Source organism: Streptococcus mitis, from assembly GCF_002096925.1.
Lineage (GTDB): Bacteria > Bacillota > Bacilli > Lactobacillales > Streptococcaceae > Streptococcus > Streptococcus mitis_AF.
On the sequence record NZ_NCVN01000009.1, the window covers coordinates 17,466 to 38,357 of the forward strand.

17 protein-coding genes, 2 pseudogenes and 1 other annotated feature are annotated in these 20,892 nt (G+C 39.2%); all 19 genes and pseudogenes read right to left on the bottom strand.

The features are described 5' to 3' along the window. Positions 1–55: 55 nt before the first annotated feature. A pseudogene (locus tag B7692_RS02465) lies at positions 56–6,076 on the bottom strand (SNF2-related protein); the annotation flags it as partial. After that, positions 6,070–6,240: a hypothetical protein gene (locus tag B7692_RS10785; protein ID WP_419991795.1), complete on the bottom strand. Its 171-nt coding sequence runs from the start codon at positions 6,238–6,240 to the stop codon at positions 6,070–6,072. The gene B7692_RS10785 and the pseudogene B7692_RS02465, both read right to left, overlap by 7 nt. Then, positions 6,237–6,725, bottom strand: coding sequence for a hypothetical protein (locus B7692_RS02470; protein WP_084929804.1), 489 nt, complete (start codon positions 6,723–6,725; stop codon positions 6,237–6,239). Before B7692_RS02470 ends, B7692_RS10785 begins: the two co-directional genes overlap by 4 nt. Then, the gene (locus B7692_RS02475) at positions 6,715–7,014 is read right to left on the bottom strand and encodes a hypothetical protein (RefSeq protein ID WP_000869763.1); all 300 of its coding nucleotides are present in this window, start codon (positions 7,012–7,014) and stop codon (positions 6,715–6,717) included. Before B7692_RS02475 ends, B7692_RS02470 begins: the two co-directional genes overlap by 11 nt. A gap of 333 nt (positions 7,015–7,347) precedes the next feature. Then, positions 7,348–7,935: a CPBP family intramembrane glutamic endopeptidase gene (locus B7692_RS02480; protein WP_084929805.1), complete on the bottom strand. Its 588-nt coding sequence runs from the start codon at positions 7,933–7,935 to the stop codon at positions 7,348–7,350. A gap of 2 nt (positions 7,936–7,937) precedes the next feature. Continuing rightward, entirely contained in the window at positions 7,938–8,171 is a 234-nt protein-coding gene (locus B7692_RS02485) for a hypothetical protein (protein ID WP_000840776.1), read from the bottom strand. Between the two features lie 12 nt (positions 8,172–8,183). Next, positions 8,184–8,564 carry a thioredoxin domain-containing protein gene (locus B7692_RS02490; RefSeq protein WP_084929806.1) on the bottom strand — a complete coding sequence of 127 codons (381 nt, stop codon included), beginning with the start codon at positions 8,562–8,564 and terminating at the stop codon, positions 8,184–8,186. Then, a complete protein-coding gene (locus B7692_RS02495) occupies positions 8,557–9,006 on the bottom strand; it encodes a hypothetical protein (protein ID WP_084929807.1) in 450 nt (149 codons plus the stop codon). Before B7692_RS02495 ends, B7692_RS02490 begins: the two co-directional genes overlap by 8 nt. Beyond that, positions 8,990–10,089 (bottom strand): annotated as a pseudogene (gene dcm, locus B7692_RS02500) (DNA (cytosine-5-)-methyltransferase). Before dcm ends, B7692_RS02495 begins: the two are co-directional and overlap by 17 nt. A gap of 99 nt (positions 10,090–10,188) precedes the next feature. After that, positions 10,189–10,968 carry a replication initiator protein A gene (locus tag B7692_RS02505; protein ID WP_084929808.1) on the bottom strand — a complete coding sequence of 260 codons (780 nt, stop codon included), beginning with the start codon at positions 10,966–10,968 and terminating at the stop codon, positions 10,189–10,191. Further along, positions 10,965–11,138 (bottom strand): hypothetical protein, encoded by a 174-nt coding sequence (locus tag B7692_RS02510; RefSeq protein ID WP_000159607.1) that lies wholly within the window; start codon positions 11,136–11,138, stop codon positions 10,965–10,967. Before B7692_RS02510 ends, B7692_RS02505 begins: the two co-directional genes overlap by 4 nt. 201 nt (positions 11,139–11,339) lie before the next feature. Then, positions 11,340–11,708 carry a 50S ribosomal protein L7/L12 gene (gene rplL / locus B7692_RS02515; protein ID WP_001196965.1) on the bottom strand — a complete coding sequence of 123 codons (369 nt, stop codon included), beginning with the start codon at positions 11,706–11,708 and terminating at the stop codon, positions 11,340–11,342. A gap of 73 nt (positions 11,709–11,781) precedes the next feature. Then, the gene (gene rplJ, locus B7692_RS02520; protein WP_084929809.1) at positions 11,782–12,282 is read right to left on the bottom strand and encodes a 50S ribosomal protein L10; all 501 of its coding nucleotides are present in this window, start codon (positions 12,280–12,282) and stop codon (positions 11,782–11,784) included. 38 nt (positions 12,283–12,320) lie between these two features. Further along, positions 12,321–12,456: a sequence feature (ribosomal protein L10 leader region), on the bottom strand. A 75-nt stretch (positions 12,457–12,531) separates the two neighbouring features. Beyond that, a complete protein-coding gene (locus B7692_RS02530; RefSeq protein ID WP_084929810.1) occupies positions 12,532–13,791 on the bottom strand; it encodes a TRZ/ATZ family protein in 1,260 nt (419 codons plus the stop codon). Positions 13,792–14,140: 349 nt separating this feature from the next. After that, on the bottom strand, positions 14,141–15,889 hold the full coding sequence (locus tag B7692_RS02540; RefSeq protein WP_084929812.1) for an ABC transporter ATP-binding protein: 1,749 nt from the start codon (positions 15,887–15,889) through the stop codon (positions 14,141–14,143). Between the two features lies 1 nt (position 15,890). Continuing rightward, a complete protein-coding gene (locus B7692_RS02545) occupies positions 15,891–17,615 on the bottom strand; it encodes an ABC transporter ATP-binding protein (RefSeq protein WP_084929813.1) in 1,725 nt (574 codons plus the stop codon). 60 nt (positions 17,616–17,675) lie between these two features. Then, positions 17,676–18,614, bottom strand: coding sequence for a peptide-methionine (R)-S-oxide reductase MsrB (gene msrB / locus B7692_RS02550; protein ID WP_084929814.1), 939 nt, complete (start codon positions 18,612–18,614; stop codon positions 17,676–17,678). A 98-nt stretch (positions 18,615–18,712) separates the two neighbouring features. Continuing rightward, positions 18,713–19,582: a homoserine kinase gene (thrB, locus tag B7692_RS02555; RefSeq protein ID WP_084923944.1), complete on the bottom strand. Its 870-nt coding sequence runs from the start codon at positions 19,580–19,582 to the stop codon at positions 18,713–18,715. Position 19,583: 1 nt separating this feature from the next. After that, entirely contained in the window at positions 19,584–20,870 is a 1,287-nt protein-coding gene (locus B7692_RS02560; RefSeq protein ID WP_084923946.1) for a homoserine dehydrogenase, read from the bottom strand. Positions 20,871–20,892 lie beyond the last annotated feature (22 nt).

A 20,892-nucleotide genomic window follows, 5' to 3' on the forward strand; every position in this document is an offset into this window, starting at 1 on the left:
TCTATCTTTATTCTACCGCGCTTTTCTTTTCTTGTCCGCTATTTATATCTATTTTTTAATCTAATTCAAAAGAAAGTTGTTCTTGCTTTTCTTTTCCTTTTTCGTGGAATTGTCGTAAGGCCTGATCAATAATATCTAAATCCGTTTCTGTTTCAATCAATGGCGCGAGTACATCGTATTCGGCCTTTTTAGTTTGATAATCCTCTTCCTTTGGAAAATTTTTCTCAATTTCTACCTTAGCAGTAGTCCATTTATCCTTTAATTCATCCAATAAGTTCTGAGTTTTCACTTGGTCATCTTTAATGTGGTCTATCGTATGCTGAAGCCTTTGAATTGTCCCCAAAGGAGAATACAAATCCAAACTGACAGAATACTGATTTTCTCCTACAATCTTAACAGAGAAGGTTTCAGGAAGAGGCTGATTCGTTGGTAGACTAAGCATTTTAATGTCAAATCCTCGATAACTTACTAGGGTTCGAAATTCTTTGCTGTCAGATTGATTATGACGGATAAGACGGTGTAGGGATTCACCTGCTTCAGCTCGTTGCTCAAAAACTTGTTTACCTATCGTCATAGAAAATGATTGGTCTTTCGACATTTCAGACTGTTGAATGTCGCCTTCATACTTGCTTAATCGTTTCTCAAGAATGGGCATATTTTCTTCACAGTAAGAGATTGTATGACGATAGTGATCCTTGCTGCGTTGAAAGGCGCGTCTTTGATTTTCTAATAGAGTTAGATCATTCTCTAGTTCCATCTTATATTTGAGATAAGGATTACCTGTTGCTAGTGCCTTAAAATCAGAAGCTGTCATAGTCTGTTCATCAATATCTTCCGCAGCACGAATCGGCTCCTTAGAAGTCATAATCTGCTTAATATAACGGAGTTTGTTCTCCTGAGTTGCCCATAGATAATTATCAAACGAACCTTTGGTAATATAGTGGTAAATATCCACTTCCTTGTTTTCATTTCCCTGTCGGATAATACGTCCATTACGTTGCTGAATGTCACTTGGTCTCCACGGTACATCCAGATGGTGAACTGCTTTCATCTTGCTCTGAACATTTAAACCTGTTCCTCCTTTTTCAGTTGAGGCAAGAAGAACCCGAACCTCTCCTGCATTAACCTTTCGAGACAAGCTATTCTTCTTTTCATCACTATTGGCATCATGTACAAAGGCAATTTCCATACTAGGGATTCCTCTATCAACTAATAAAGCCTTAATCTCAGAATAAACATCAAAGCCATTATCTTTTTTCTTAGGTGTGCCAATATCTGAAAAAATCATCTGAGTAGCCTTATTTTCCATTCCCTCACGATAAATTCTTTCAACATTATCCACTACCTGAAGCAGTTTATGATTGTCTGCTAGACTATAACTAGAGTCCAATAAACGCATATCAATAGCTAGTTTCCGCGCCTCACCCGTAATCTTCAACATGTTATCCTGGCTCGGATCAACTGTTCCACATTTGACCATATCTGACCTCATAACTAATTCTTCTAAATAGAGTTTCTGGTTTTCAGTTAACTCACTCTCAATAGGGATAATATGAGCTTCTGGAACAGGTAAATCCAACATATCTTGTGTTTGAATGTCGGCTGTTTCTTTATAGATTTTCATCAACTCAGGTAGATTGACAAACTTTTTAAATCGTTTCTTAGGTTGGTACTTATCCCCTGTAGGAGCTAATTCCATAGAGTTTTGAATTTCTCCAAAAGCACCTACCCAAGAGTCAAAATAATCAACTTGATAGCGTTTTAAGATATCTGGTTGAATGTAGTTCATCATAGTATATAACTCACTAATAGAATTGGAAACAGGTGTTCCTGTCGCAAAGACAATGTTTTTAAAATCATGTTCTTCCTGAATCTGTCGAACCTTCATTTCCATATCCACATTCTTCTTAGACGTTGTATTGGTAATCCCTGCTACATTTCCAAGTCCAGTAATTGGACGTATATTTTTAAAGTGATGTGCTTCATCCACAAAGAGAAAATCAATTCCTAAGTTCTCAAAATCAATAAAACTATCACGATTAAAGCGTTGGAGTTCTTCCAATTGTCTCTCAAGACCACTTATTGATTGCTCTGCTTCTTTAACGGTGTACTTATTTTCAGAATGTGTTTTAATCTCTCGTAGTTCATTGAGTTTGTCCTCGATATAATTCATCTGTCTTTCCTTACTGACAGGGATTTTTTCAAATTGAGAATCCCCAATGACAATGGCATCGTAATCTCCTGTAATGATACGTGACACAAATTGTTTTCTTCTCGCCTTCACAAAATCTTTCTTAGTGGTCACAAAGACTTTTTTAGTAGGGAAAAATTTCATGATTTCTTGGCCAAATTGAGCAGACAAACTAGAGGGTACTACATACAAGGGCTTATGAACCATCCCCAACTCCTTTAATTTAAACCCAGCACCAAGCATGGTCAAGGTCTTTCCTGAACCTACCTCATGAGCTAACAAGGCTCTTTTTTCTTCTACGATTCTTTGAATGGCATTCTCTTGATGAGGACGAAGACTGATGTTTTGTGCCAAGCCGTCAATGACTAGATGGCTACCATCATACTCTCGACTAACCGTTCGATTATAAAGACGATTGTAACTTTCTTCAATGACTTGTTGGACTTCTGGATACCGTGAGACAAATTCTTGAAAGAGCTCTTGTAAATGCTGCTCTTTCGCTCTTAGAACCGAAGTTTTTTCCAAATCTGTGATGGTCTTTTTCTTTTCTCCTTCCGTAACAGTCATGGTAATCGTCGGTTGGTTTGAATTTAGTAAATTCTCAAAAATCTTTCTTCCTGTATCATAACGTGACCCACTGACTCCAAGACTACTATCTTTGGCACTTGGATAGCGATAAGCAAATGATGTCCTTAAATGAAGCTGTCCATCAACAGGATTCACTTCAATGACTTGTTCAACATCTGACGAAGACAATTCAAATTGACGATTGGTAAAACATTCAAAGGCAAATTTACCATAAATGGATTGAGGAATCCAACGTGAACCTATTTTAAACTCAATATCTGCCAGATGAATCCGTGGAGGGCGAACAGATTCTAACAAATCTAAAGCATAGGACCAGTCACAATCTTGATTGTTTTCCTCCACTAATAGTTGAACTACTTCTATCTTGTTGAGAATATCTCCTGATAAAAACTGATTCTTAGAAAGATATTTTCTTTCTCCTCTTAAATAGCTTTCTGGATCCATTAAAATCTGGTCTCCTAACTCATCTAAAATAGCAGCTTGGCTATGTTCAGGATAAATTGATACCATATAGTCTAAATCAACACCTCTACCATCCGATAAACTGGAGTTTAAGGCATCTAAAGCCGTTGAAACTCTTGCAATCACCCTCTCTGGCCTAACCAATGCTTTCTCAAAGGCTAAAGATTTTTTATATTTTACTTTCTGACTTTTAGAATCAATGTATTCATCTTCTAAACTAGCTAGTAAGGAATACTTATCGTCACTATCAAATAAGTTCCGATTAACGGACGCATTCAAGTATCCAAATTGACTTACAAAACGGTCATATTCACGATTGAGTTTACTAAGTAATACCTGAAAATCTGTTCGACTATAATCTGGATGACGTTGAATTTCAATTAAGGATTGATAGGTTTCTCTCAAATCAACCATTCCCCTAATGCGACTAATGTCCTTATCTGATAAGGGGCTTTCATAAAATACAGTTTTTTTGAACAAGCCCTTATATTTCCCTCTTTTACTCGCTTCTTCTGACTTGTAAACATCTAGTGCTTCCTCATCTGTCAAATGAAGTTGTACGAATCGATCTATTTTATGTTCAGACAAAGAACTGTCCCAGGTTTTAAAATCTCCCTTCTCGTCTACATAATAACTAATTTCGTCTACTTTTGAACTTTTTCGAATACCATGCGTATCTCGGTAATAAATTTGATTTCCCTCATATCCAAAAGAATAGAGCGCTAAGTCCTCACGTATATGACTTGGGATAGAATTATCCACTTCTTCTTGGATAAAAACAGGTGCTTTCAAAGAATTGTCAATTTGTTTAGGTGCTTCCACATTCTCTAATGCTTTCATTATGTCAGTAGATAATGTTTCTGAACCCCCCTTAACATTGAGAGTTCCTCCATTAAAATTACGTACCTCATATTCACCCAAAACTTGTGTATTGTATTTCCCATCAAAATAAGGATTGATCCAGACACGCTTATCCTCCTCAAAGAGAATAGAGCCACTAAAAACAAGCTCATCTTCATTAAGATTCTTTGCTTGATCCTTTTGAAAGAAGAGGAGATCTGTGGTCACTCGAGTACCTGCAATCTTTTTAAAAGCCGTATCCGGCAAACGAACTCCCCCTAAAAAATGAGTGTTGGATTTAATCTCTTGTAAGACATTATCTGTCCGCTTATCCATTGTCCCAATAGATGAGATAATCGACACTTGTCCTCCGTCTCTTACTAAATCAAGTGAGTGTTTGACAAAGTAATCATGAATCATATAAGGTTTATCATAGTTTTTATCGGCAATGCGAAAATTTCCAAAAGGAACATTCGTTAAGACTAAATCAAAACTATTATTTTGATAGGGCACTTCTTCAAATCCTCGCACTTCAATATGGGTATTGGGGTGGAGTTGTTTTGCGATTGCGCCTGTCACACTGTCTAATTCAACCCCATAGAGTTCTGATTTCTCTCGTATACTTCTAGGTATAGCCGCAAAGAAGTTCCCAGTCCCCATAGAAGGATCTAATATCCTTCCTCCCTCAAAACCATCATCCAGTAGCTTTTGCCAAATCTGGCGAATAATCATTGGGTCTGTATAATAGGCTGTGAGAGAACTTTGTTTCATAGTGGAGTATTCTGATTTACTTACTAAACTCTTAAGAGTTAAACGTTCTGTTTCATACTTTGGATTGAGTTCATCGAAAAATTCATTGGCAAGACCACCCCAGCCGACATACTTGGCTAGTAGCTCTTGTTCTTCTGGATTCGCTTGTCGTCCCTCTTTTTCTAATCTTTTAACAAGTTCAATTACGGCGATATTCGTTTCAATCTTTTCTCGATTTGTCTTAGGATAAAAGTCCTCTAAATTATCTGGAAAAACAAAATCTTGAACAGGGACATCCGTCTCTTCTATGCCTACAATAAGCGTTTCTGTTTCCTTATCTGTTTCCTTATCTGTTTCCTTATCCTTTTCCTTTTCATTTTCTTCTTCCAGGTAGGAAAACAAATCTATTTCCTGACTTTTACTTGATGAATCCATCTCAATCTCTGAATCTTCTTTTTTAAGTTCTACATGAGACAATACTTGTTCAATCTCTTCCAAACTGTTCAAGTATAAGATAGGATTCTCTTCAAATAACTGCTTGGAATCATTGAATAGCTCTAGGCGAACTAAGTCATTTAACTGTGCATTTTCAATCGAAACCAACTGAAATACTTGTCCTTTATAACTTACTTGTGAACCAATCGGATATTCCCTCAAAGCTTCTTCTACAATTTTATCTACTTTAGATAGGGAATGAACTTCCACATTTTCTTCTACCTGGTCAATATTATCTAAAGGTAAGACTGCTTCCTCTACTTGCTTAGACTTTTCGCTTCTAGCTTTTACATCATCAAAATGAGTAATAATCTTCAGCTTTTGTGTCAGTGGGAGTTGTGTGTAGTTTTCTTCATGATGGACAAGATCCGTAACGGTATCTAAAGTAGCCATTAATTCAGAACCCAAATAGGCTAGAACATCTTCTTCTTTTTCTTCAAAATGAATCTCAAGAACCTCTTTTTTTAGTTCTTTGGAATCAACCATTAGAAGAAACTCCTCTATATCTCTACTAATACGGTCAGATAGATTATTCGCAACCCGATAGACATTGACTAAATTGACATCCTGATTCTGATGAAAGATAAGCTCACTTAATGGTGTTAGCTTCTCTTTTTCAGATTGGATATAAAATCGAGTGGAAAGGTTATAGGTTGCGACTTCTAGCACCAAGTTTTTCTCAAAATTACTTAATTGAGATAATTTACTTAGACCTGCTTGTCCAAAATTTCTTGTGTAACTTTCTAAATCGGCGACTGAAGAACCTCATCTTGACCTTCCATTAGAAGATGAGTCCATTTATCTAAGGTATTTCCAGCATAGGAATCATACAAAAGCGTCAAACGATGAAAAAGATAGCCTAGTAAGATACCTAACAGTGAGAATAGTAGGAATTTCTTTCCACTGTACATCATCTCACCATCTCTTTCTGTTTGACGGCCCCTTCTTGTCTAAAGATTATTTGGGATTTAGCTTCATCAATTGCATCGTCTAATGACTGATCCATGGTAAAATCAGCTAATTTCTCCGGATCATTAACCATTTTTTCTAACAGATGGTCTAAATGATTGTCTAGAATTGAACGGTCTTTCGTGTAGAAATGTAGAGAATCCCCTTGCCAAGCAATGGCTAAAGGAATCTCTTCTTTTTCTAAAAAAGCTTTAAACTTCTCTATATCAATTGGTTTGTCTAAAAAATCTTTTTTCAGATTAATCGTATCAATCGCATAGGGAGATTGTAGCAATTCTTCTAATTTCTGTACTCCTATCTTATAGGCAGAATCCTGTGATAAAGCCTGACGTCTAGACCATTCTAGAATCTTTAAGAGACTTTTTACAGTAAATAAAAGACTACGCTCAGCATATTGAACTGCCATTCGTTCCTGTTGTTCAGAGGACATCTGATGCCTCCTTCTTCACAAATAGCAGCTTTCCTTCTTTATAGCGATAAGCTATCAATTTCTGACGTTGCTTAATCGACTTGACAACCTGCAGTAGATCTCTCGAATAAGGTTCTCGAAGAGTAACTTCTACTGCTTTCCCATCAACGATACCAACACGTTTAAATTCAATGTAGTCTTTTTTGAGATGTCCTAAGCCCATACCAAAAGGAAAGTGATGAATCAACTGGATGGTACAACCACCTTTATTTCCCATTTGTTTCAAATCATACAAGTTTACTACCTTCATGATTAACTCCTTTATCTAGTTTGTCGCATCGTTTAAGTCTGGTAACGATAAACTCCGTGTCTGTTAGAAAATTCTCACACACGTCTTGTGCCAGTTGCCCTTCACAGGGAAATACTCTCAGTCCCTACTTACACAGGCACGCTAATCAAGACGGAGTGGATTCAATTTTCAAAGAACAGGTAGCTTTATTATAGATAAGAGTAGTTGAAATTTTTATCACATTTTTTATTTTTCTGTAGAGCTAAATTCATACTAAACAAAGGTTTTGAAATAAAAGACTAACATTGTTACATAACGTTAGCATTTCATTTCCCTAAAACAAGCTAATTTGGTCTAAAAAAGCAGCAAACTATACACCAGTAGGTTCCAAACCAAATGTAGCCCCATACTACCCCATAAGTCCGATTTATAGCGTACCATCCCTAAAAACATTCCCAATGAAACATATAAACACCAAGCTAGAATGGTTCCTGGATGATGAGCTAAGGCGAACAAAACACTTGTCAAAGCAACTCGAATATCTAATTTTCTAACCAAGTTCCATAAAATTTCTCTATACAGAAATTCCTCAACCATACTCGCATTGATTAAAAACAATAAAAATGAAAACCAATGAACCTGATGTTGTAGGCCAATTAAGTTTGCTTGATTCGTGCTTCCTTGAGCATGGATTAAGCTAAAACATAGACTTATAATCAGTAGGCTAACGAATCCAATTCCAAGCCATTTCATCCTAGTTTTCATATTGACCTTGACCACTTGTTTTCGTTGACCATACATCCATAAAAAAGAAATGAGTGACGCACCATAGAGAATCTGTAGTATAGTTAACTCACCGATACAAAGAAATTTCAGTAAGTATAAGGAAACCAATAGGACATTTACTTGTTGGAATATATAAACTGGAATGATTCTTTTCATAGTTACCTCCGAAATAAATCTTCATAATCTAAATCTAATACCTGCACAATCCTTTCTACCCATGGACTTTGAGGCATTCGTTGTTCCATCTTATAGTGGCGAATCTTTTGATACAAACGATTCAATTCACTTGGATAGTGAAACTCTCCCGCAAACATTTTTCTGGTTAACTCAATCCAGCTGATATTTCTTTCAGCCAAAATAATGGACAGGTTCTCCCAAAATCGTTCAGCCATATTGCTTCTCCTTTAACTTGATAAATAATGTGTTTGTGCCATGTAAATCAATTGTTTCGTATCTCTTGGCAATAAAGCTCTAGCCTCTTCCAAATTCAGATTTGGATAAACTCTCTTATTTGAAACCGCAAGAGGAAGTCTAATAGTTAGTTCAGGATTTTTTAATATCATTTCAATGAAATCCGATAATCTTAAATTGTCACGGTTCTTAAATCGTAATAAATTAGGAGATAAAAACTCAAAACAATCTGAAGAATAGCTCATCATCTCAATTAATTTGTCCTTTGTCATTTCAGAAATCGAATGACAAGATACCTCTATTCCGTAGTTTTGAAAGAAATCCATAAGAAGTTGATTTCTATGGTTATTTTTACTTAGATAGAGATCAATCATGGGAAACCTCCCAAAGATTCGGTTCCATTTGATATTCTGATACGATTAAGGAATCCAATAAATTTGCGAAGTTAATCGGTTGCTTGTCTTCATCATAAGCTTTTACAGTTACTTGGGTTGTAAGTATTCCCTCTTTTCCCTCGGCTCGATAGCCTTGCCCATATAAAACAAAAACAAGATTATGATTATCATCTACAAAGGCATCAGCTCCGTTCTTTATATCCTGACTTTCAAGGAATTCCATAATGTTTTGAAGATAGGATTCGTAAAATAGGGGGTAGTTGTGTTTTTTATGGTAATCATCTAAAAATGTCACCTCAAACTCACATGGATAATTGGGCATCAAAAATATTTGTTCATCCAGCTGTCTGATTTCTGCATCATGTAATTCTGTTTCTAATTCATCACAATCTAGTATTGACTCTTTATTTAAAGCTTTCATCTTTTTCCTCGATTTCTTTTAATTTCTTTGCGATTGCGGCAATCACAGGAACGGTTACACTATTACCAGCTTGTTTATAGAGCTGACTATTACTAGAGACTTTTCTAGCAGCTTCAAAAGCCCAATCAGGAAAGCCCTGCAGTCTAAAACACTCTTTAGGAGTGATTCGTCGTATTGAGCATATCCTTTTTTCGTTGCTTCCCGTACTTTTAGAAATTGTATTGGTTCTGGAATTAGTATTTTGGGGATTTTATCTCCTCCTTGCATCGTAGTCAATGTTGGAGATAAGCCCTCACTTCCATAGACTCGACCAGTTTCCTTAAAGCTAGTTGGTAAATCTCCAACAACGACAATACCATGGCGATCCTGAGTATTTAAAGTAAACATCGGCTCTTGGTTTTCCTTAAATCCTTCTCCTTTTCCACGAACTAAGGTTGGCGCAAGACCTTCTGAATAATAGACTTTACCACTCATTCCACTTTTCGATGGATTCAAATTTCCTAGTACTTTCAAAGTCTCAGAGTTAGTTGCTTGACCTTCTCGTCTGAAAGGAAATAGGAGTCTGGTACCTTTCTTTCTAGAATGTCCGATAATAAACACCCTCTCTCTGTTTTGGGGAACGCCAAAATCCTTACTGTTAAGCACCTGCCACTCAACATCAAACCCCAACTCATCAAGTGAGGTAAGGATTGTGGTGAACGTCCGTCCCTTATCGTGATTGAGTAGGCCTTTAACATTTTAAAGAAAAAGAAAACGTGGTTGGATTTGTTTGGCCGCCCGAGCAATTTCAAAGAACAAAGTGCCTCTAGTATCTTCAAATCCCAATCGTCTTCCTGCGATTGAAAATGCTTGACAAGGGAATCCCCCACAGATGATATCGACTTTCCCTCTAAGTTTTTTAAATTCGTCATCTGAAACATCTCGTATGTCATGAAATTCTATTTCTCCTTCCGTTTGAAAAATGGACTTATAAGATTCTCTAGCAAATTTATCAATCTCACAAAATCCAATACACTCGTGTCCGACACTTTCCATTCCAAGTCGAAAGCCACCGATACCTGAAAATAAATCAATAAATCTCACTTCTTGATCACCCCTTTCTTATCGACTATCATTGTCAGAACTGTCACTCCACTTGAAATTAAAATGAGCATAACTAATATCCACTCGATTGGCGACATTTTAACCACCTCCTTTTCTAACACGGTTATTCCAAACAGAATACAAGCCGTTAAACACAAATTCAGCAAGTACTTCCGCAAGTCTAACAAAGCGAACATTGTCAAGAGCATACTGATAGATTCTTTCAAAGTCAGTCATAGCAATTTCACTGGCTGTTTCAGAAAAACCCTCTCGTCTAAATTGATCTTGCACCAATCCCCAAATATAATCTCGATCATATTTTGTGACCTTTTCTACTTTTCTTCTCAAAATAGGTTGAGAATTCCTTTCTTCCTCATCCTCAATAAATAAAGAATCAGTCTCACTATATTTAGTCTCACTAACTTCAGTCTCACTAGGGGCCGAATAAGATACGGGGGCCGTTTCATTTTCATCCTGCCCTAGTCTTTTTTTAACACTAGGCCTGTTCGAACTAGCTACTGGGGTAGAAGACAACTCCCCTAAATAAATCTTATTAGCGAGTCTCCCTTTCTCACTTGAAGACTGTTGGACTTCATCAATTAAGTCATATTCTTTAAGAACTTTTTTGATTGATAGTAGTTTTGACTTCGAACAACCTAACAGCCTCATCAGTTTAGAATTAGAAAATACTAAATAGACCGCTCCTTCTTCGTCTATCCAACCACGACTGAGAGATAATTCTAAACGATCTTTTAAAATAGAATAAGCTACCTTTACTTCTAGTTTCATATCCATATATTTCTCATCCTCAAAAAGAATTTTAGGTAATTTATAATACCGTTCTGAAGTTTGGTATTGATTTGCGGTAATTCGTTTCATAGCGCTCCTCCAAGTTCTTTGAGTATTAAATCTCCACTTGATTCCAATCGAACCAAGCCACTTTTTTCCAATTCAGCCATAAGAGAGATGGCTTCAACAATATCAATTCCCATTTCACGTACTAAAAATGAAATGACAATATAGCGTGATGATTGTAATTCTTTTGTCATTTTCCCTCCTGAAAATAAAAAAAGGAGAACAATATTCAATTGTTCTCCACGATAAATTTGTTAAAAAGAAAAACCCTGCCAAATTAATTTTTGGTAGGGTTTTTGGTAGGAAACTAAATTAATTTATCAGTTTCTAAAATGTGTTCACGATTCTAAAAGGCTGATACTATAGTATTCCGATTTCTAATTGGTATATGCCTCTTATTTAAGAGTAACTGAAGCTCCAGCTTCTTCCAATTTAGCTTTGATTTCTTCAGCTTCTGCAGTTGCAACGCCTTCTTTAACAAGTGCTGGTGCACCGTCAACAAGTTCTTTAGCTTCTTTAAGACCAAGACCTGTGATTTCACGTACAACTTTGATAACGCCAACTTTTTTGTCGCCTGCAGATGTCAATTCAACGTCGAATGAATCTTTAGCAGCACCAGCATCAGCAGCACCAGCTGCAGCAACAGCTACAGGAGCAGCTGCAGTTACACCAAATTCTTCTTCGATAGCTTTTACAAGGTCGTTCAATTCAAGGATTGAAGCTTCTTTAATTTCAGCAATAATGTTTTCAATGTTCAATGCCATTGTTATTTCCTCCAAATATGTTTTTTATTTATAATAGTTTTTTCGTAGCTATGCTACGCTGCGTAGCTTAAGATTAAGCTGCGTCTTCTTTGTTGTCTGCAACCGCTTTGACTGCAAGAGCAACGTTGCGCACTGGCGCTTGAAGTACAGAAAGGAGCATAGAAAGAAGTCCTTCGCGGTTTGGAAGAGTTGCAAGTGCAAGAATCTCTTCTTTAGATGCGACAGCGCCTTCGATTGCACCACCTTTGATTTCAAGTGCTTCAGCGTTTTTAGAAAAGTCGTTCAAGATTTTCGCTGGTGCGATAACATCTTCGTTAGAAAATGCTACTGCAGATGGTCCAACAAATACTGATGCAAGTTCTTCAAGACCAGCTTTTTCAGCTGCACGACGTAAGATTGAGTTTTTAATGACTTTATACTCAACTTCGTTTCCACGAAGCTCACGACGAAGAACTGTATCTTGCTCAACTGTCAAACCACGAGCGTCAACAACGACGATAGATGCAGCAACTTTCATTTTTTCAGCTACTACGTCAACTAGTTCCGCTTTTTTAGCAATAATTGCTTCACTCATTAGTGTGTTCACCTCCGTAATTATTTTGCTTGGGGAATTTTTCCAAAAGAAAAACGCGCCCAAACCTAGACACGAAAGTACAATACGCTTCTTTTTACATGATACGTTTTGTCCTCGGTAGGATACTTATGAGTCGAGCTCCCCTACTGTCTTAGGCAGTTTTTTCAAACCGTATATAAGTATAGCATAGTCAAAAAAAGAATGCAAGATTTTTGCAAACTTTTTTTAAAATTTTTCGTGATTTTTCTTTTAAAGTTCTACTGTCAGGACTTGGCCTTGCTTAACAACCTGTTCTCCAGCGATATAAACATCATCTACATCACTGGATTTAACTGCATAAACCAGGTGAGAAAGCATATTTTCTTGGGGTTGGAGATGGATTTTCCCTTGTGGTTGAATGACCAGAAAATCTGCTTGCTTGCCAACTTCAAGACTCCCAATCTGTTCTTCCATTCTAAGAACCTTAGCTCCTTCGATTGTCAGAGCCTTGAGAGCTGTTTCGATAGGAAATTGGCTGGCATCTCCACTTTTCATCTTCTGAAGAAGGGCTGCAGTCCGTCCTTCCTCAAACATATCTAGATTGTTATTGGAAGCAACTGAGTCAGTCGCAATACCAACCGCTACTCCTGCTTTTTGGAGTTGGATGATTGGAGCAATTCCTGAGGCCAGTTTGAGGTTACTGATAGGATTGTGGGCAATAGCCACTTGAGAGGTTGCCAAACGTTCAATTTCTCGCTCGTTTAATTCGACCCCGTGAGCAAAGACAGAGGGATGTTCTAAGTAACCCAGTTCTTCTAGAAAAGCAAGAGGACGTTTACCGTACCGTTTCAGGATAATTCCTGACTCCTCCTTGGTCTCCGCTACATGAATATGAACAGGAATATTCAGCTCTTTTGCCATATCTAAACTTTCTGCCAGTAAGTCTCTACTACAGCTGTATGGAGAATGTGGGGCTACCATAACCTTGAAATTTGGATTTTCATATCCTATGATTATCTCGATAATAGCTCGTGTTCTGCTTATAGTTTCAGCAGTTGTCTCTGCCTCTGAAGAAAAGAGGGTAGGTGAGAAATAACAACGCATTTTGGAAGTTTTCACTGCCTGATAAATCCGTTCAATATCCACACCATTGGGATTATACATATCATTAAAGGTTGTTGTTCCTGACTGGAGCATCTCTGTCAGAGCTTCTTTGACCGCCTTGGTCGTCATGTCGGGAGTAAACTCAGCTTCTGCTGGCCAGATATAGTCATTGAGCCATTCATGAAGATTGCTATCATCTCGAATCCCTCTCAAACCTGTCATAGCAGAATGGGTGTGGCAATTGACCAAACCAGGCATGATCCAGGCTCCCTGATAGTCTATAATCTGCTCAGCTTGCTCTAAAATCTCTGACTTATCTTGACCGACATAGACGATTTGAGAACCCTTAACAGCTAAGATTCCATCTAGATAGACATGGAAATCTTGGTCACAAGTCACGATATTTACATGCTGAAAGACTTTCATACTAGGCTCCTTTTCTAAAAGATAATTTATACTTCTCTTCAAACCACGTCAGCTTCACCTTGCCGTAGATATATGGTTACTGACTTCGTCAGTCTTATCTACAACCTCAAAACAGTGTTTTGAGCTGACTTCGTCAGTCTTATCTACAACCTCAAAACAGTGTTTTGAGCTGACTTCGTCAGTCTTATCTACAATCTCAAAGCAGTGCTTTGAACAACCTGTGGCTAGCTTCCTAGTTTGCTCTTTGATTTTCATTGAATATTACAATGGATAATTTTTCTAGCTATTGTAACAAAAAAGTCACCCGAAGGCAACTTTTTTTGTCCATAAGATTTCAAAATAGAAAGGATTATTCAGAGCTGAAAGCTGCAGCTTGCTGCATTTGATAATACTTGCCCTTTCGAGCCATGAGTTCTTGATGATTGCCATACTCAACAATATCTCCATCCACCAAGACTAGAATCAAATCCGCATCCTGAATGGTTGACAAGCGGTGGGCGATGATAAAGCTTGTGCGCCCCTTCATGAGTTTGGCAAAGGCATCCTGTACTAGAACTTCTGTCCGTGTATCGATGGAAGAAGTCGCCTCGTCTAAGATGAGAATCTTTGGAATAGCCAGAAAGACTCGCGCGATGGTCAAGAGCTGAGCCTGACCGACAGAGAGAGATTCTCCAGCATTTTCCAACTTGGTATCGTAACCCTGGGGCAACTGTTGAATGAAAAAGTCGGCATTGGCTGCTTTTGCCGCAGCAATCACCTGCTCCCGACTGGCTTCAGGATTTCCAAAGGCAATATTGTCATGAATGGTTCCTTGCTTGAGCCAGGTTTCTTGGAGCACCATGCCAAACTGCTGGCGTAAAGAGGAACGACTATAGTCATAAATGGATTTCCCATCCAGCAAGATATCTCCTGAGTTAATGGGATAAAAACGCATAAGAAGATTGATAAGAGTTGATTTTCCAGCACCAGTCGGACCAACAATAGCCACCTTGCTACCAGCTGGAATATTAATTGATAAATCATTTATCAAAATTTTTTCAGGATTGTAGCCAAAAGAAACATGTTTAAAGGAAATTGCTCCCTTAACTTGGTCACTGGTCAAGACTTCCTTACCACTTTTAGCCACCTCAGGACTTTCTAAGACAACATAGACACGTTCTGCACAAGCCAAGGCACTTTGCAATTCGGCTAGAACTGAGGAAATATCGTTAAAGGGCTTGGTATACTGCTGAACATAGTTCAAAAAAGTCACCAAACGACCAATGGTCAAGGTGGATCCCATCATAATGCGATAAGCTCCTACCCCAGCTAGAAGAGCATAAATGAGCGCATTAACAAAGCGAGTCGAAGGATTGACCGTTGAAGAATAAAAGATGGCTGATTGAGAATAGCTTGCGTAGTTGTCATTAGCCTCACGCAGCCTTTGGATAAACTCTTCCTGAGCATTGAAAGATTGAATAATAGTCTGTTGGCTCAACGATTCTTCAATCAACTGAGTCTGAATCCCCCTCGTCTCTGTTTGCTTCTGAAAGAGATGGTAAGAGCGTTTGGCAATAAAGCGTGAAATCACCATAGACAGTGGCGTTAACAACAAGACCAAAAGAGTCATGAGGAGATGAATTTGAAGCATGGCTAGAATACTAACCAATATCATTAAGACGCCAATAAAAAATTGGTTAAAAATCATGGTCAAACCAGCTGCCAACTGTTCTATGTCCGTGGTCACCCGACTGACCATTTCTCCACTTCCTTGTCGATCCACAAAGGCAATCGGTAAACGATGGAATTTATGAATTATTCGCTCTCGCAAGTCCCTAGTATAAGAGAAGATTAGACGATTATAAAAGAGAGGATTGACCCACTGCACAAGAGTATTTCCTATGACCACCAAAATCATCTGAATGAAAATTTGCCAAAAAACTGGTGAAGAGCCAGTCACTAGGACTTGGTCAATAACCTGCCCAATCAAGATAGGTAGGTAAATCGATAAACTAACTTGGGCAATCGTTCCTAGAAAGGCTAGAAAAAGGAGGAAGGGATGACTTGCTAAATCTTTGGCCAAACGTTTGAGCGTCTGATTTGCAGTTTGTCGTCTCATGCTAGTCCTCCTTTCCATGTTGGGATGCATTGATTTCGCGATAGACTTGACTCGATTTCATCAAGTCCTCGTGCTTGCCGATAGCTAAGAGCTCACCTTTTTCCAAGAGAAGAATCTGGTCAGCCATCTGCAAAGTCGAGGTTCGTTGAGAAATCAAGATTAAGCTCGTGTTTGGCAAATTTTCTCGGATAGCTTTCAAGAGCTTGGACTCCGTAATGGTATCCAACGCGGAGGTAGCATCATCTAGGATAAGGAACGGAGCTTGGCGCAAGACTGCACGTGCGATAGACAGCCTTTGTTTTTGTCCACCTGAGAAATTTCGACCTCCTGCCTCAACTAGGGCATCCAAGAGTCCTTCCTTTTCACTAACAAAATCCTTAGCTTGCGCAATTTCCAAGGCCTGCCAAAGTTCTTGGTCCGTTACTTCTTGATTGAAACCTAGAGTCAGGTTGGAACGAATGGTTCCTTTAAAGAGCTCGACTTTTTGAGGCACATAGGCAATCCAAGACCGCCACTGCTCTAAATTACGAGGACTACGTCCATCTCGATAAGGGTAAATGCTCCCCTTGTCTGCTGGATAAAGTCCAAGGATGAGTTGCACCAAACTTGATTTACCGGAACCTGTTCCCCCAATAATACCAAGGATTTGCCCTTGAGTCATATCAAAGGAAATATCTCTCAGAGAAGGCTGAGCCGCATCAGGATAGGTAAAGGTCAGTTCTTGAACTTGTAAAACCTGATTACTGATAGCTTGCTTTTGTTCTAATTTTGAATGAATATCTTCTGGAGCCTCAGCAAAAACTTCCTCGATTCGCTTGGCAGAGATATAGGACTGGTTGAGAGAATTTATCAGCATGGCTAGCTTGACCAATTCCACCAAAATCTGTAGGAGATAGTTGATGAGGGCAATAAGAGCACCTTGACTGAGTAAGCCTCCTTGTATAGAAATATAGCCCTGCCAGATGATAACGAGAAGAGTTCCATTGACAATCAGATAGGTCAAAGGTGTTAATAAACTAGACCAGAAACCAGTTTTCTCTTGTAATCTAGCATAGACTTGGTTAAGGGTTTGAAAAATCTGTAACTCTCGTTTTTCTTGCCCAAAAGCACGAATAACTCGCATCCCTTGTAATTGCTGGCGCGTTTCCTGAACCAGTTGGTCCGTTTTCTTTCTGAGAACACTGTAGAGAGGATTGACCAGTCTAGAGAGCCCTACGATGACAATGGTCAAAATGACAACCATAACTAAAAACCAGAAAGTCAACTCAGCTGAGATTCGATAGGCCATAAAGATAGCCCCAAAAACGATAATAGGCGCTCTCAAAAAGAGACGCAGGAATTGATTGATACCAGTCTGAATCTGGTAGGTATCCGAAGTCAAACGAGTCACCAAGCTAGAAGTGGTCAGACGGTCTCTATTGTCCTTGGGCAATGAAAGAATATGACGATAAAGATCGTTTGTCAATTCTTTGGCAAATCCTACCGCTGCCTTGGCTGAGTAAAACTGAGCTACCAAGGCCACCACAACGCCAATCACTGCAAAGATAAGGAGCAGACCAATCTGCATCCAGAGATGTCCTTGATTTCTCTGAGGCAAGGACTGGTCAACAATCCCAGCAATCACCATGGGAACCAAAAGCTCAAAAACAGCTTCTAACAGCTTGAACAAGGGGGCTAAAATTGATTCCTTGATGTAGGGTTTGAAGTAAGATAATAGGTGTTTCATAAATCCCTTCTATTAGTATTCTAGAAATGAAGAAAGTGGGAAGCGCCCACCATCTCCGTTTTATTTGTTTAAGTAAGGCAATAAATAGCCATATCCTGCCTCTTCCATCTCATCCTTGGCCACAAAGCGCAGAGAGGCAGAGTTGATACAGTAACGGAGACCACCTAACTCCCGAGGGCCATCTGTGAAAACATGCCCCAAGTGAGCATTACCTGACCGAGAACGAACCTCGATACGTTCCATTCCATGGCTCAAGTCCTTGTAATAATGAATCAATTCCTTGGAAATCGGACGGCTAAAACTTGGCCAACCACATCCTGAGGCAAACTTATCCTTGGCGAAAAAGAGTGGCTCACCAGTCGTGATGTCTACATAAATCCCTTCTTCAAAGGTTTGGTCATAGGCATTGGTAAATGGAGCCTCTGTAGCAGTTTCTTGGGTAACACGATAGGACTCTTCAGTTAAACTTTCCTTCAACACTTCTTGACTAGGCTTTTCATAGTTTGCTGCATCAATCAATGGCTTCTCAGCATCGGTCACATCGATATGACAATAACCAGAAGGATTTTTCTTAAGATAGTCTTGGTGGTAATCTTCAGCTAAAATATAGTGGCATAGTTTCTCCACTTCTACTGCAATCTTTCGACCCAGCATACGTTCCTGCTCCTGCACCACTGTGTAGATAGCTGGCAAGTCTGTTTCATCTTGGTAATAAATCCCAGTTCGATATTGGCGACCACGGTCATTCCCTTGTTGATTGATGGATAAGGGATCGATGACACGGAAATAATAAAGTAAAATCTCTCTGAGTGACACTGCCTTCTCATCATAAATTACCTGAACCGTTTCTGCATGGTCTGTTTCCTTGAGCAGCTGATAATTGGTCGTTTCGACTTGTCCATTAGCATAGCCGACACTGGTTGCTAGCACTCCAGAAATGCGTGAAAAATATTCCTCTAGACCCCAAAAACAACCAGCTGCTAGATAAATTTCTGCCATCTTTATTTCTCCTTTATCAAGTTTTTAACTCGAATTCTTTTCAAAAAAAGGATAGGAAGCCCTCTGGTCGAGAGTTTCCCCATCCTATCTTCTATTCTTTATTTTGCTTCGACACGGACACCTTGGGTATCAACCTTCAAGTCATGAAGCTTTCCTTTGAAGGGTTGCTTTTCCAATTCTGCCTTAATCGTTGGCATCTTGTCATGAGAAGCCAAGACCATAACTGTCGGCCCAGCACCAGAGAGGTAGGTTGCATAGGCACCATTTTCTTTGGCTACTTGCTTAATCGTCGCAAATTCTCTCACCAAGTCCTGACGATAGCGCTCGTGGAAGAGGTCTCCCTCGATTGCTTGCCCAGCAGTCGCCATGTCTCCTGCCAACAAGGCCGCAACCGCCACATTGGCGATAGAACTAGCTGCAACAGCTTCCTTATAGGACAATTTCTTAGGCAAGACACCACGACTGTCTCGAGTACGCAATTCATAGTTTGGAATGTAGGCTAGGAAATCACACTCTGGGAAGTCTGCTACGATAGCAGAAACTTGTCCATCAACAGAGCTTGCAATAACGAGATTACCATAAATGGCTGGAGCCACATTGTCAGGATGCCCTTCAATCTTGGTCGCTAACTGCAATTTTTCATGGTCTGACAAGTTGAGCTGGCCCAGTTGGTTGGCTAGTTCAATCCCAGCAACAATAACAGAACTGGAAGAACCCAAACCACGTGCCAAGGGAACATCACTAGTCATTTTTAAACGTCTTGGTTGCAAGTCTGGTACAATTTGCAAAGCAATTTTGAGCAAGAGATTACGATCGTCATGTGGAATCCATTTGCCAATCTGGTGTTCAATCAGCCACTCATCTCGTTCTTCACATACCTCAATTTGAAGATACTTGGTTACAGCTACACCGACCGAGTCAAATCCTGGCCCGATATTGGCACTGGTTGCAGGTACAATAATCTTCATCTTATTCTCCTAGCACCTTGAAGGTATTCAAGAGGTCGAATTCTGAAACCTTCTTCAATTCAGCTGAGACATTTTCAAACTGGGCTTTATTAATCTTGTGTGTGATGATCACGACACGCGCCTTGTCACCTTCTTTTCCATCTTGAAGGATTTGCTTGAAGGAAATATCTTGGGCATTAAAGATTTCAGCCAACTTCAAGACCTGACCTTTTGAGTCTGGAGCCAAGATTGAGAAGTAGTAGTTTGCTTTGACATCTTCTGGATTAGCCAAGACCAAGTCACGACTGTATTCGTTGAAGTCTTTACCGATGGTACCGTCATTCAAGCGACGAACGATACGGACAATATCTGCTACAACACTTGTTGCAGTTGGTTTTTGACCCGCACCTGGTCCGTAGTACATAGACTCACCAATACCAATAGATTCTATAAAGACAGCGTTCATTACGCCATTCACACTGGCAAGTGGATGCGCTTTAGGAAGGAAGGTTGGAGTCACTTCTGCAGCAATTCCTGAAGGAGTTTCCTCGATAGAACCAACCAATTTCACTACATAACCAAGGTCTTGGGCTACAGCTACATCTTCAGGTGTGATGTTACGAATTCCCTTGTGGGCTACGTCATCAAAGGCAACCTTCATACCAAAAGCAAATTGGCTCAAAATAACCATCTTGTAGGCTGCATCAATCCCATCCACGTCATTTGTCGGGTCACTTTCTGCAAATCCTAGACGTTGCGCTTCCGCAAGAGCATCATCGTAAGACCAGCCTTCTTCCACCATCTTGGTCATCATGAAGTTGGAAGTTCCGTTGACCACGCCAAGCACGCGCGTGATTTTATCAGAAGCCAAGGAATTTGCTAAAGTACGAAGAATTGGAATCCCACCAGCTACTGCTGCTTCATAGTAAAGTGCTACCTTGTTAGCTTTAGCGATTTCTAACAATTCTGCACCATGGACAGCCAAAAGGTCCTTGTTAGCAGTAACAACGTGTTTTCCAGCTTCGAAGGCACGAGTGATAAAGGTTTTAGCAGGTTCGATACGCCCCATCAATTCCACTACGATCGTAATGTCTTGATCTGACAAAATGTCATCCACATTGGTTACAAAGTTAAAGTCATTCCCTGCTGCAAGCAAGCGATTCTTTTCATCTTCATCCTTGACCAACACCTTAGCAACTTCAATCTCTGAATGTGCCGATTGATTGATTTTTTTTCCATTTTCCTTTAGGAGGAAAGGCACACCACTTGCAACGGTACCAAATCCTAGTAAAGCAATTTTAACTGTCATGTTTGTCTCCTCGAAATTTTCT

Bases quoted from the DNA above. Each gene is read 5' to 3' on its own strand.
- B7692_RS02510 (WP_000159607.1), bottom strand. From the start codon at position 11,138: ATGACAAAAGAATTACAATCATCACGCTATATTGTCATTTCATTTTTA.
- B7692_RS02475 (WP_000869763.1), bottom strand. From the start codon at position 7,014: ATGAAGGTAGTAAACTTGTATGATTTGAAACAAATGGGAAATAAAGGT.
- B7692_RS02495 (WP_084929807.1), bottom strand. From the start codon at position 9,006: ATGAAAGCTTTAAATAAAGAGTCAATACTAGATTGTGATGAATTAGAA.
- B7692_RS02480 (WP_084929805.1), bottom strand. From the start codon at position 7,935: ATGAAAAGAATCATTCCAGTTTATATATTCCAACAAGTAAATGTCCTA.
- rplJ (WP_084929809.1), bottom strand. From the start codon at position 12,282: ATGAGTGAAGCAATTATTGCTAAAAAAGCGGAACTAGTTGACGTAGTA.
- B7692_RS02485 (WP_000840776.1), bottom strand. From the start codon at position 8,171: ATGGCTGAACGATTTTGGGAGAACCTGTCCATTATTTTGGCTGAAAGA.
- B7692_RS02505 (WP_084929808.1), bottom strand. From the start codon at position 10,968: ATGAAACGAATTACCGCAAATCAATACCAAACTTCAGAACGGTATTAT.
- B7692_RS02545 (WP_084929813.1), bottom strand. From the start codon at position 17,615: ATGAAACACCTATTATCTTACTTCAAACCCTACATCAAGGAATCAATT.
- B7692_RS02560 (WP_084923946.1), bottom strand. From the start codon at position 20,870: ATGACAGTTAAAATTGCTTTACTAGGATTTGGTACCGTTGCAAGTGGT.
- thrB (WP_084923944.1), bottom strand. From the start codon at position 19,582: ATGAAGATTATTGTACCTGCAACCAGTGCCAATATCGGGCCAGGATTT.
- msrB (WP_084929814.1), bottom strand. From the start codon at position 18,614: ATGGCAGAAATTTATCTAGCAGCTGGTTGTTTTTGGGGTCTAGAGGAA.
- B7692_RS02540 (WP_084929812.1), bottom strand. From the start codon at position 15,889: ATGAGACGACAAACTGCAAATCAGACGCTCAAACGTTTGGCCAAAGAT.
- B7692_RS02470 (WP_084929804.1), bottom strand. From the start codon at position 6,725: ATGTCCTCTGAACAACAGGAACGAATGGCAGTTCAATATGCTGAGCGT.
- B7692_RS10785 (WP_419991795.1), bottom strand. From the start codon at position 6,240: ATGATGTACAGTGGAAAGAAATTCCTACTATTCTCACTGTTAGGTATC.
- B7692_RS02490 (WP_084929806.1), bottom strand. From the start codon at position 8,564: ATGATTGATCTCTATCTAAGTAAAAATAACCATAGAAATCAACTTCTT.
- rplL (WP_001196965.1), bottom strand. From the start codon at position 11,708: ATGGCATTGAACATTGAAAACATTATTGCTGAAATTAAAGAAGCTTCA.
- B7692_RS02530 (WP_084929810.1), bottom strand. From the start codon at position 13,791: ATGAAAGTCTTTCAGCATGTAAATATCGTGACTTGTGACCAAGATTTC.